We start from the raw sequence: 12,489 nt of genomic DNA, 5'->3' as shown, positions 1-12,489 counted from the left end.
CTCACGCTCCCCAACGGGTGATGACGTATCCCAAGGTCCGTACGGTGGTCTGGCCTTCGCAGCCCGCGTCGTCGGACTCGAAGCGCTCGCCGGTCTCCGTGTCGCGGCAGGCGTGGATCAGCGTGCTCAGCGCGTTCGGCGGCGGCTCCGACCAGACGTTGCCGATCCAGAAGACGGTGGTCGCGCCCTCGCAGGTGCTGCCCAGGTCGAGGTACTCGTCCTCGCCCGCGCGGCAGCGCAGCAGCCCCCTGGCGCCCGGAGAGTCACGCAGCGTCACCAGGCCGAGCGAGGTGCCGACCCGGTAGGTGGCGCCGGGCGACCTGGCCTCGGCGATCCGGCCGCGGGGCCGGTCCTGCTGGGCGTACTGGTTGAGGTGGGCGTAGGGCAGGGTGTAGCCGAGCAGCCGGTCCACGGTGTTGTTCTCGCAGTTGTCCGCCGGGGAGTCGAAGTACTGGCCCGTGATCGGCGACCGGCACCGGTAGACCGCCATGGTGGTGACGCCGTCCGGCGGGTCGGCGTAGACGGAGCCGAGCTCGGCCAGCGGGGTGCCGTGCTCGCACTCCGGGTCGGTGGAGGTGAAGGTGTCGATGCCGGTGCCGGCGCAGGCGTACAGCTTGTGGGTGCCCGGGGCGCCCTCGGGTGCGAGCGTCCCGAGGGAGATCTCCAGGTAGTAGCCGGGCGGCACCGGCCCGGTGCTGGTCAGGCGCTCGAAGTCGTGGTCGGCGTACCTGCTGAGCTGGCCGGGGTAGGCGGAGTCGCGGCGTACGACCGGGTTGTAGTACTCCTCGCGGATCTGGTCGTCGGTGCGGACGCCGTTGTGGACGCGTACGTTGTCGATGAGCCCGATCCACCGCTCGGCGGGCGCGCCGGCGATCTTGGACCGGCCGATCTGCAGGCCGCCCGACGACGGCCAGCCGCCGGTGAACGGCACGTCGCCGTCGATCTCACCGTTGACGTACAGCCGCAGCCGGCCTGCCGCGGCGTCGCGCACCGCCGTGAGGTGCGTCCACTCGCCCGCGACGGCGGGCCCCGCGGACTCCGCCCGGCTGAACCCCGTGCCGTCGGCGTCCGCGTTCGGCACGCTGATGCTCCACTTGCCGCTTTCGATGCGGTATTTGAGGCCGAAGCCGCTCCCGCGCACGCCGTCCTGGGTGAGGATCGCGCGGGTGCCGTCTCCCGTCCGGTCGAGCCTGACCCACGCCGAGACCGTGTAGCTGGCCTCGGTACGCAGGACGGCGGCCGCGGTGGACAGGTAACCGGTGCCGTCGAGCCGCACCGCGCTCCCGAGCTTGCCGTCCGCCCAGGTGACGCCGCCGGTGGCGGTCATCGAGCGGTGGTTGCCCGACAGGTCCGCGCCGGAGCCCTCCAGCGGCCACAGCCCCTCGTCGGTTGCCGGTGCGGTGGCGAGGTCGTGGATCTCCGCCTCGCCGAGCACCCGGTCGTACAGCCGGACCTCGTCCACGCCGCCCGGCCAGAAGTCGACCGGCTGCCCGTCGTGCTTGGCCCTTCCGATCTGCACCGCCCCGTCCGCGTGCCACGGCGTGGCGTGCGTGGCCGTGGCGGCCCGCGCGCCGTTGACGTACAGGCGCATCTCCTTGCTCGCCAGGTCGAACACGCCGGTCAGGTGTGTCCAGACGCCGGCGGCGGCCGGGCCCGACGCCACCGCCCGGTCGGCGGGCGGCTGCAGCTCGTCGCGCCGCAACATCGAGAAGGCCCAGTTGCCGCTCATCGTGTACTGCAGGTAGAAGCCGCTGCCCGTCTTGGCGTCCTGGCTGACCGCCGTGCGGTAGCGGCCGTCCGCGTTCTCCAGGCGCACCCACGCCGAGACGGAGAAGCTCTGGTCGGTGCGTACGGCGGAGCCGCCCGAGGCCGACACGTGGCCGGTCGAGCCGTCCATGCGCAGCGCGTCGCCGTGCCGGCCGACGCCCCACGCCGCGCCCTTCGGCGCCGAGCCGGTGTTGGTGACCGTGCCGTCCCTGCCGCCGCCCGACACGTCGGGCACCCGGACGTCTGAGGTCCTGCCGTCCATCCGCCAGTGGCCGACCGGCGGGGTGCCCCGGCCCACGGCGAAGTGGTACTGCTTGCGGAACTCGACCGCGCCGACGTTCCCCGCCCGGTCGATGCTCTGCACGTACAGGTCGTGCGGGCCGGCGTCGGGCGGCGTCAGCAGGACGGAGGCGCTGCCGCCCGGCCGGTCGGCGTTCGCGAAGGCGGGCGGGGCGTTGTCCAGGCGGTACATGAAGCGGGTGACGTCAGGGACGCCGTTCGCCGACAGGGTGAAGGCCGCCGTCCGTCCGGCCGCTCCGCCGATGTCGTCCTCCGGGTAGGTGGCCGAGCCGACATGCGGCGCCCGGTCGGGCGCGTCCTGGTCCACCGTCACGTCGCACCACTGGCTGAACGGCCCCCAGTCCAGGCCGTCCGAGATCCGGGCCCGGTAGGCGATCTTGCTGCCGTTCGTGAAGGCTCCGGTGGGGAGGGTGATGCTGAACTGGCTGCCGGACGGCTTCTGCAGCGTGGTCGTGTCGCCCTTCTTCCCGCCGAAGCGGACGTACCACTCGAACTGCACCGAAACGGCCAGGCCGTCGGGGTCCGCCGCCGTGGCGCGCAGCGTCGGCGTGGGCGTGAAGACGTACGGCTCGTTCGGCTCGACGGCGCAGGCGCGGTTCTCCGCCGACAGGCCGGCGGGCGCGCCGGGGACCCGGTTGTAGCCGACGACCAGCGTGGCGCTGGAGGCGAACCGCTTCCAGGCCCACCCGTCGTTCTCGTCGCCGGCCACCAGCGCCACCGTGGTCGTGGGGCTGGAGGCCCAGACGGCGTTGCGTACCGCGATGACGGCGTCGAAGCCCAGGTTGCGGGCGGGGCAGGCGGCGCTGTAGCCGTAGGCGACGTTGTGGCTCCCGAGCACGATGCCGCGCCAGGGCTGGTTGTTCCAGGTCAGGCCGCTGTCCACCCGCCCGGCCTCCTGGGCGTGCACCCACCTGGGCTCACAGGAGTAGGAGTGCACCTCGGGGATGTTGAACTCCGCACTGCGGATGACCGCGCCGAACAGCGGCGAGACGTCGAACTGGAAGTAGGCGCGGGCCGCGTCGATGTCGCCACAACGGGAGTCGATGCACCGGCCGATCTTGGCGAAGCCGTCGCCGTCGCCGCCCCAGGCGCGGGTGTTGCCCATCCCCCGGTAGACGTTGCCCCAGCCGGCCGGGCCGCTGCCCCAGTCGGGGTCGATGAACAGCGGGAACTGAGCCTTCGGGTCGGTGAGCAGTTCCTGGTCGGGGGTCAGCGTGAGGTGGTCCGCGCCGGCCTTCACCTCCACCGGGGCCCGCCTGCCGCCGGACTCCGCCATGGCGCGGGCGGTACCGCCGCCGGAGGCGTCCCACATCGTCGCGGGTGCGGCCTGGAAGGCGACGCCGCCGTCCTTGCCGGTCGCCACCAGCGCGCCGGTGCCGGTCTCGCGTACTTTGACGCCGGCCGTCTTCATCCCGAACCTGATCTCGGCGAGCCGGGGGTCGCGCGCGGCCTCGGCCGTCCTGACCACCAGCACGTGCGTGAAGCCGCGCGGGGTGGCCCGCACGGTGAGGTCCACCTCAGGCAGCACCTCACGGTAGGTGGCGGTGTCGCCGTCCAGCACCGGCTCGGGCAGCTTGCCGGGCCAGGTCAGCTCGACCCTGGCAGCGCTGTCACCGAACCGGACCAGCGGGCCGTCGCCGCCTCCGCTCAGCCGCAGCGGCGTGGCCGCGACCTCCGGGGCCACGTCGCCGTCCTCGGTGACGCGCAGGTCGAGGTCGAGCGGCGCCCATGCGCCGTTCTTGCGGCCTCTGACGGGCTCCGCGGTCAGCTCCGCGGTGAAGGTCCCGTCCGGGTTCGCGTACACCTTGCGGGCCGGGCCGGTCTCCTCCGGCACCTCGACGCGCTTGCCCGAGGCGCGCGCCCGCTCCGCCGGCGACGGGTCACGCGCGATGCTGTCGTGCGCCCTGCCGCCGGTCGCGCCGGCCAGGTCCCCGGCCGCTGCCAGCGGGCCCGCCAGCAGCGCCGGGACCAGTAATAAAGCCAGGACGCCGTGCCATGAAGCCATGTAACCCCCAGGTCATGACCGTTCCGCCGCATGCGGACGGAACGACGAATGGATCGTGGACAGCCGTCCGCTCGTGCACGCCCGCTCAAGGCTCGGCGCGGGCACCGCTCAGCCCCTCAGAACGGTGGTCGTGCGGCGGATCAGCCCGATCATGACAAGCCCTAGAATTGTCCGAAATGCCTGCTGGTCAGGGCCGGACAATTCAATAGCGCAGGTCAGGCGATCGACGCGGGTCATCCACCGCGAGCGCCATGGTGATCGGCTCTGAACGCGGACAGGTCAGTCGAGAAGACAGGGTCGTGGAGCATGAACGCCGAACGACGGGCCGGCCGGCCCGAGAAGACGATCGATCCCAGCGCCGGGCCGATGGAGCGCTTCGCCTGGGAATTACGGCGATTACGGGAAGAGGCTGGTTCGCCCAGCTATCGGAGTCTGGCCAAGCAGGCCCACTACTCCGCCAGCACGCTCGCCGAGGCGGCACAGGGCCGGCGACTGCCCGGCCTGGAGCTGGCCCTGGCCTACGTCGAGGCGTGCGGCGGCGACCGCGCCGAGTGGACGGCGCGCTGGCAGGCCACCGCCGAGCTGGTGGCCGCCGCCGCGGTGCCGCCGGCGGGCGAGGAGTGCCCGTACCCGGGGCTCGCGGCCTTCCAGGAGCGGGACGCGGGCTGGTTCTTCGGGCGCGGCGAACTCGTGGCCCGGCTCACCCGGCAGGTCACGGGTGAGGCCGGATCCGGGCTGACCGCGGTGTTCGGGGCGTCGGGGAGCGGGAAGTCGTCCCTGATCAGGGCTGGTCTGCTGCCCGCGCTGCCGCCTGACTGGCGTGCTGTCGTGCTCACGCCCGGTGAGCATCCCCTGGCCGAGCTGGCCAGCGCCGTCGCGCCGCTGACCGGCACGGACGCGGCGACGCTCGCCAAGCGGCTCGCCGAAGCTCCCCAGGAGCTCGAACCACTCTGGCCCGGTGACGGTTTCGGGGGCGGCTCTGGGAACGGATCAGGGGACGACCCTGGGAATGGCCCTTCTGACGGCCCTTCTGACGGCCCTTCTGACGGCTCTGCGGACGGTCCTTCTGGCGGTCTCGCTGATGGTTTTGCCGGGGATGCACGTCTGTTGCTGGTCATCGACCAGTTCGAGGAGGCGTTCACGCTCTGCGCGGACGTCGCCGAGCGCGGGGCGTTCATCCGCGCCGTCGTCCGCGCGGCCCGCACAGGCCCCCGAGTGGTCATCGCCGTCCGGGCCGACTTCTACGCGCACTGCTCCAGCGACCCCGAGCTCGTCGCCGCGCTGCGTGAGGGGACGCAGGTGCCGATCGGCGCGCCCGGCGAGGCCGAGCTGCGCGACATCATCACGGGCCCCGCCGCCAAGGCCGGCCTCACCGTGGACGCAGACCTGGTCACCACGCTGATCGCGGACGCCGCCGGCCGGCCGGGCGCGCTGCCCCTGCTGTCCCACGCGCTGCGCGAGACCTGGCGCCGCCGCCAGGGACCGGCCCTGCGTCTGGCCGACTACCAGGCCGGCGGTGGGGTGCACGGCAGCATCACGCAGGCCGCGGAGGCGATCTATCTGGGCGGCGACGCCGTCCGCCGGCGGATGATGCGCATGATCTTCCTCCGCCTGACCGCGCTCGGCGAGGGCACCGAGGACACCAGGCGCCGCATCGCCCGTACCGAGCTGAGCGGCGTCGGACCGCCGTCCGATCTGGACGTCCTGCTGGAGGAGCTGGCCCGCGCCCGCCTGATCGTCCTGGACCGGGACACGGTGGAGGTGGCGCACGAGGCGGTGATCTCCGCCTGGCCCCGATTACGGGACTGGCTGCTGGACGGCCGCGCCGACCTGCGCCTGCATCGCGACCTGACCAGGGCCGCGGCCACCTGGCAGGAGCTCGGGCGCGACCGCGGCGCGCTGATGCGCGGCGGCCGGCTCGCCGCCGTGCGCAGCTGGGCCGACCGGCGGCCGGAGGACCTCAACGAGCTGGAGACCGACTACCTCACCGCCAGCACCGCGGCCGACCGCAGGCGCGGGCGGCTGGCCCGGCTGCTCGTCACGACCATGGCCGTGCTCCTCGCGGTCGCCGTCGCCGCCGCGACGACCGCCCTGCGCGCCCAGGACTCGGTCAGGGATCAGCGGGACGTCGCCCTGTCGGAGAAGGTCGCGGGCGAGGCCGCCGCCCTGCGGAAGGTGGATCCGGCGCTGGCCGCGCAGCTCAGCCTGGCCGCCTACCGCCTGGCGCCGACCGTGGCCGCCCGGAGCAGCCTGATGAGCGGATTCTCCGCCCCCTTCGCCACGAGGACGGCGATGAACGTCAACGCCTTCGCCTTCACCGGGCGCACGATGGCGACCGGCGGCGACGACCGGGTCATCAGGCTGTGGGACGTGAGCGCCCCGCACCGGCCCGTCCTGCTCACCGCTCTGGCCGGCCAGCCCGAGGACGTCGAGTCGATCGCGTTCACCGCCGGAGGCCGGATCATGGTGACCGGGACCTACGACGGCGGGGTGCGGCTGTGGAACCTGGCCGACCCGCGCCGTCCCGCCCTGTTCGCCGCGTTCAAGGCCCACGACGAGGCGGTCTTCCGCGCGATGCCGACCAGGGACGCGCGCACGATCCACACGGTGAGCGCCGACGGGACCGTACGCGTCTGGGACGTGTCGCAGCCCGCCAGGCCGGTCCGGCTGGCCGAGCTCACCGGTCACAAGGCGGGCATCTTCACCGCCGCGCTCAGCTCCGACGACCGTACCCTCGTCACCGGCGACTCCGACGGCAGGACCAGGGTCTGGGACGTCGCGGACCCGCGTCACCCCGCCCCGCTGGCCTGGCTGCCCACGCGGGAGGGCCAGGTCACCGGCGTGGCGCTGGCCCCGGACGGGCGCACGCTCGCCGTGTCCGGCTACGACCACATGACCGCGCTGTGGGACCTCACCGACCGCGACGACCCGAAGGCCCTGACCGAGCTCGCCGGGCACGCCGCGCCCGTCCAGGCGGTGGCGTTCAGCCCGGACGGGCGGACGGTGGCCAGCGGCGGCTGGGACTACACGGTGCGCCTGTGGGACGTCTCCGACCTGCGGCGCCCCCAGCCGTACAGCACGCTCTCGGGGCACACGAACACCATCTGGGGGCTCGCCTTCAGCCCGGACGGGAGCTACCTCACCTCGTCGGCCGCGGATGACATCGTGCTGGTGACGGACGTGCCAGGGCCCGTCCTGTCGGGGCACGGAGGCGCGCTGTCGACCGCCGACCTCAGCCCTGACGGGCGCACGGCCGTGGTCGGCAGCGAGGACTTCTCCGCCCGGCTGTGGAACGTGAGCGACCCCGGCCGTCCCGCGCCGCTGGCCCCGCTGCCCGGCCACACCGGCCAGGTCAAGGCGGTCGCGTTCAGCCACTCGGGCCGGCTGGTCGCCACCGGAGGCATCGACACCCGGGTGGACCTGTGGGACGTCGCGGACCCTTCTCATCCCGTCCTCCTCGACCGTTTCGAGACCGGCGGCGACGTACGGGGGCTGGCGTTCCTGCGGGGGGACGCGCTGCTGGCGACCGGCGGCGGCAGCACGCTCGGGGTCGAGCTGTGGCACGTGTCGGACCCGCGGCACGTGCGGCCGGCCGGCACCCTGAAGGAGAACATGGGGGCGCTGGCCATCTCCGCCAGTTCGAGCGGGCCGCTGCTCGCGGTGGTCCAGGACCGTGACGTGCACCTGTGGAGCCTGGCCGATCCGAAGGCTCCGGCGCGGGTGGCGGCCTTCGCGGCGCAGCCGTACACGGTGCAGCGGGCGGTCTTCAGCCAGGACGGGCGGTGGCTGGCGACGGCCGGGCTCGACGGCACCGCCCGGTTGTGGGACGTCGCCACGCCCGCGCGCCCCCGCCACCTAGGCACAATGTCTGGACATGTCGGAGGTGTCCAGTCGGTCGCGCTCAGCCCCGACCGGCGCGCGCTCGCGACGGCCGGCATGGACGGGACGGTCCGGCTGTGGGACGTGCCCGGCACGGGGCGGCCTTCGCTGCGAGCGGTGCTGTCCGGGCACGGGGACCGGGTGCACGCGGTCACGTTCGGGCCCGGCGGGCGCACCCTGCTCACGGCCGGCGAGGATCGTACGGCGCGGTTGTGGCCGACGGATCCTGAGCGGGTGGCGGCGCAGGTGTGCGCGCTCGCCCATCCTCGGGTCACCACTGCCGAGTGGGCGCGGTTCCTTCCTGGGATCGACTATCGGCTGCCGTGCGGGGCGGCCGCTTCCTGACGCCCGGATCTTGCTGAGCTCAGGGCCCTCCTGAGCTCAGGTCCCTTCCCGGTAATCCTGCAACCGGTTGCTAGCCGTTTTGGGCCGCTTCCTGGGCGGATGTCCGGCATACGCCTAGATCACTGCAACTGGTTGGCTTATGCTCTGGGTGTTCCGAGCCGGTAGGGAGCCACCCGTGTCCGACCCCGCCACGCCAGACCCGCCTCCATTCCGGGCACCCGGGATCAACCGCCGCGACGCCATGCGCACCATGGCCGCCTCCGCCCTCGCCACCCCGATCCTCCTCACGGAAGCCACACCAGCCGCCACCCCCGGCCCCTGGGCCCGCGCCAACCGGATAGCCGCCCGCGTACGAGGCCCGAAGTTCCCCCGGCGCCGCTTCGACATCAGGAACTACGGCGCCGTCGGGGACGGGGTGACGGACTGCACGGCGGCCATCCGTACCGCGATCAGAGCCTGCAACCAGGCCGGCGGCGGCCACGTGGACGTGCCGGAGGGACGCTTCCTCACCGGCGCCGTCCACCTGCTGAGCAACGTGGACCTGCACGTCACCGCCGGGGCCACGCTGCTGTTCAGCACCGACCCGAAGGCGTACCTGCCGCTGGTCCTGACCAGGTTCGAGGGCGTCGAGCTGCTCAACTACTCCCCGCTGATCTACGCCTACGGCCGCACCAACGTCGCGGTGACCGGGTCGGGCGTGCTCGACGGGCAGGCCGGCGACGACCACTGGTGGCCGTGGAAGGGTTCAGGCGACTACGGCTGGGAGCCGGGCGAGCCACGCCAGGCGGAGGCGAGGGCGGCACTGTTCGCCCAGGCCGAGCAGGGGGTGCCGGTCGCGCGGCGGACGTACGGGGAGGGCGGCTACCTGCGCCCGTCGTTCATCCAGCCCTACCGCTGCCGGAACGTGCTCATCGACGGCGTCACGATCGTCAACTCGCCGATGTGGGAGATCCATCCCACCCTGTCGGAGAACATCCTGGTACGGAACGTCACGGTCTCCAGCCACGGCCCCAACAACGACGGCTGCAACCCCGAGTCCAGCCGGATGGTCGTCGTCCGCGGCTGCACGTTCGACACCGGCGACGACTGCATCGCGATCAAGTCGGGCCGCAACGCCGACGGCCGCCGGGTGAACGTGCCCAGCGAGCACATCCTGGTCGAGAACTGCACCTTCCGCGACGGGCACGGCGGAATGACGATCGGCAGCGAGATGTCCGGCGGCGTACGCGAGGTGTTCATCAGGGACTGCGCGATGTCCAGCCCCAATCTCGACATCGCGCTGCGCTTCAAGACGAACTCAGTGCGCGGCGGCTTCGTCGAGGGCTTCCACGCCAGGGACCTCGAGATCGGCGAGGTCGGCGGCTCGGTCATCGACATCAACTTCTACTACGAGGAGGGGCCGGGGCACGGGTTCAACCCGGTGGTGGGCGGTATCGACGTGCGGAACGTGACCGTACGGACCGCCAGACGCGCGCTCAACCTGCGCGGGTACGCCGACGCGCCGATCCGCGGCATCACCCTGACCGACGTCGACTTCGGCACCGTCGCCACCGCGAACGTCATCGAGCACGTCGAGAACCTCGTACTCAGAAACGTCACCGCCAACGGCGCCCCCGTCACGGTCTGACACACCCGCCGCCGTCACGACCCGACGCGCGCCCCTCGTCACGCCCTGACATCCGCCCCCGTCACCGCCTGCTCCCCTCCGCCATCCGTACAATCCGGAAGTCCCTGGCCGCACGACGAAAGAGACCTCCGGCATGGCCGTCATCCACCACACCACCCTCACACCGACCAAGCTGGAACTGCTCACCGCCTGGCTCCCCACCCGGCCGTGGTACCGCGGCGGCCAGGCCGGACCCGACCTGGCCAAGGCGGGCGGCTTCCGGCTGGACGACCCCGAGGGCGCGGTCGGCATCGAGTTCATGGTGGTCAACGACAACTCGGACGAGCGGGCGACGGCGTACCTGGTGCCGCTCACGTACCGAGGGGCTCCACTCGACGACGCCGGCCACGCACTCATCGGCACCGCCGAGCACGGGGTGCTGGGCCGGCGCTGGATCTACGACGGGTGCCACGACCCCGTACTGATCGCCGAACTGACGGCTCTGATCGAAGGCCACGTCCAGCCCCAGCACCAGAACACCACCGACACCCCCGACCCGCACGTAACCCGCTCCTACACCGCCACCTCGGCAGAAGCTCCAGCAATCGGCACCACGGACGACGCGGAGGGCACCGTCCTACCCGGCCCGCCCGGCACAACCCTCCGCCTGCACCGCGTCCTCCACGAGGCCGCACCTCTCCCACCGGAGGCAACCGGCCACGTCACCGGCGTCTGGTCGAAGCCGGACGGCACCCAGTCCCACGGCCCGTTCCTCACCGTGCACCCACACAACTGAGCCACCACGGCACCGCCGGCGGGCGGCTCGGCGATCGGCCCCGTGCTCCACACCGTGGATCAGATCTAGCGCTGCTTGAGCCGGGCCGCCTCCTTACGCGCCTCGGCCTGAATGGTCCGCTCGCGCTCCAGCCACTCCGGATTCTCCGCCTTCAACTGCTCAATCTCCGCAGTGGTGAGCGGTTCGGTGATCCCGCCCCTGGCCAGTCCGGAGATGGAGACACCCAGCTTCGCGGCGACGACCTGCTTGGGATGCGGACCGTTACGGCGCAGGTCGGCGAGCCAGGCGGGAGGCGCCGACTGCAACGCGTTCAGCTCGTCCCTGGAGACAAGACCCGCCTGGAACTCGGCGGGAGTGGCGGCGAGCAGCACCCCCAGCTTCTTGGCCGCGGTCTCGGGCTTCATCGTCTGAACGGTCTTAGACTTGGACGAGGTCATGGCGTCGAGGGTAGCCAGTCAGAACAGGTTTCATGACATCGATACCCTGAGCCCATGACTGATGGGGAAACCGGCACCGAGTTCCGGCTGGCCTACGCACCCGGGGTGACCCCCGCGAAATGGGTCAACACCTGGACCGAACGCATACCCGACATCCCCATCACCCTCACCTCGGCCCCAGCCGCCGACCTGGTGCCTCTCCTACGCGATGGCTCCGCCGACGCCGCCTTCGTCCGGCTCCCGATCGACCGCGACGGCCTGAGCGTCATCCCCCTCTACATGGAGACCACGGTCGTCGTCATCCCCAAGGACCACGCGATAGCCGCCGTAGACGAGCTCATCCTCGCCGACCTGGCCGACGAGGACCTGTTCCACCCCCTGGACGACACCCTCGACTGGCCGTCCGTCCCCGGCCAACCGGCCTTCACCCGCCCACCCACCACGGCCAACGCCATCGAACTGGTGGCCTCCGGCACCGGCCTCCTCCTGGTCCCGCAATCCCTGGCCCGCCTCCACCACCGCCGCGACCTCACATACCGCCCGGTCCAGGACGCCCCCCAATCCCAGATAGCCCTGGCCTGGCCTGCGGAAGCCACCACCGACCAGGTAGAGGACTTCATCGGCATAGTCCGCGGCCGCACCCCGAACAGCTCCCGAGGCCGCACCCAACCCACCCCCACCAAGAAAACCCCCAAACCCCAACAATCCACCCGCAAGCCCACCCCCCGCCGCACCCCACCCCCACGCCACAACCGCAAGGGCCGCCAGGGCCGCTAATCCGCTCGCATCCGGCTCCCGACACGTACGGCAGGTGGAAGGGGCGGAACCGGCCTCCCCTCAGTAGCAGCGCCAGTCCCAGTCCCAGTTGTGGGAGTCGTACGCCTCGACGATGACCCGGCGCCCACCAGCAGAGTTCACCTCTCCGAAATACACCGAGATCATCGCCTTCTGCTCGACCCCAGCAATCGTGGCACCGTCATAGTGACGGCGTACCTCCTCCGGCGAGAGCGAGGTCTCCAGCGTGATACGAACCCGATAGTCGCAATAGGAGCCACTGCCTCCCACAAAATTCTTCCCAAAGGTCACATCGCGATCCTGAAGAAACGCTTCCTGGCTACCCGGCGGAAGCGGGTAGGCGGCCACACGCTCATAAAAAGCCTCCAGTCGGGCGTCATCACGCCACACCGGATTCATGACCAGCACAAACAACCCGGCCAGCGGAATGACCACACACGCGGCCACAACCACCCACACGACCCGCACCACGCCTCCCGCGACGTCCGTACGCTCACATCGGGTGCCCGTCTATCGGATCACCGCCACGACCGACACCTCGTACCGATGAACACCCTGA

The 12,489-nt window shown here is 71.9% G+C and carries 7 protein-coding genes; 4 read left to right on the top strand and 3 right to left on the bottom strand.

Translation table 11 applies throughout. From position 1 onward, the window contains the following. Position 1: 1 nt before the first annotated feature. Positions 2 to 4,072, bottom strand: a complete 4,071-nt coding sequence (locus AB0C27_RS15695; protein ID WP_357843736.1) for a LamG-like jellyroll fold domain-containing protein — start codon at positions 4,070 to 4,072, stop codon at positions 2 to 4. A gap of 306 nt (positions 4,073 to 4,378) precedes the next feature. On the opposite strand from AB0C27_RS15695, the gene AB0C27_RS15690 reads away from it, so the two are divergent. From AB0C27_RS15690 to AB0C27_RS15680, 3 genes are all read left to right on the top strand, one after another. After that, a complete protein-coding gene (locus AB0C27_RS15690; RefSeq protein ID WP_357843733.1) occupies positions 4,379 to 8,296 on the top strand; it encodes a hypothetical protein in 3,918 nt (1,305 codons plus the stop codon). A 175-nt stretch (positions 8,297 to 8,471) separates the two neighbouring features. Then, complete coding sequence (locus AB0C27_RS15685; protein WP_357843730.1) at positions 8,472 to 9,923, top strand: glycoside hydrolase family 28 protein; 1,452 nt, start codon at positions 8,472 to 8,474, stop codon at positions 9,921 to 9,923. A 133-nt stretch (positions 9,924 to 10,056) separates the two neighbouring features. Then, positions 10,057 to 10,698, top strand: coding sequence for a 1,4-alpha-glucan branching protein (locus tag AB0C27_RS15680; RefSeq protein WP_357843727.1), 642 nt, complete (start codon positions 10,057 to 10,059; stop codon positions 10,696 to 10,698). 65 nt (positions 10,699 to 10,763) lie between these two features. On the opposite strand, the gene AB0C27_RS15675 is transcribed toward AB0C27_RS15680, so the two are convergent. After that, on the bottom strand, positions 10,764 to 11,135 hold the full coding sequence (locus AB0C27_RS15675) for a DUF5997 family protein (protein WP_357843725.1): 372 nt from the start codon (positions 11,133 to 11,135) through the stop codon (positions 10,764 to 10,766). A 54-nt stretch (positions 11,136 to 11,189) separates the two neighbouring features. Here AB0C27_RS15675 and AB0C27_RS15670 point away from each other — a divergent pair, with 54 nt between their 5' ends. After that, positions 11,190 to 11,912 (top strand): LysR family substrate-binding domain-containing protein, encoded by a 723-nt coding sequence (locus AB0C27_RS15670; protein ID WP_357843722.1) that lies wholly within the window; start codon positions 11,190 to 11,192, stop codon positions 11,910 to 11,912. A gap of 60 nt (positions 11,913 to 11,972) precedes the next feature. Here AB0C27_RS15670 and AB0C27_RS15665 read toward each other — a convergent pair whose 3' ends face one another. Further along, on the bottom strand, positions 11,973 to 12,401 hold the full coding sequence (locus AB0C27_RS15665; protein WP_357843720.1) for a hypothetical protein: 429 nt from the start codon (positions 12,399 to 12,401) through the stop codon (positions 11,973 to 11,975). Positions 12,402 to 12,489: the final 88 nt, after the last annotated feature.

The organism is Nonomuraea sp. NPDC048882, from assembly GCF_040649755.1.
Lineage (GTDB): Bacteria > Actinomycetota > Actinomycetes > Streptosporangiales > Streptosporangiaceae > Nonomuraea > Nonomuraea maheshkhaliensis.
The sequence above is the reverse complement of the archived record's forward strand: the minus strand, read 5'-3'. Positions and strand labels throughout refer to the sequence as shown.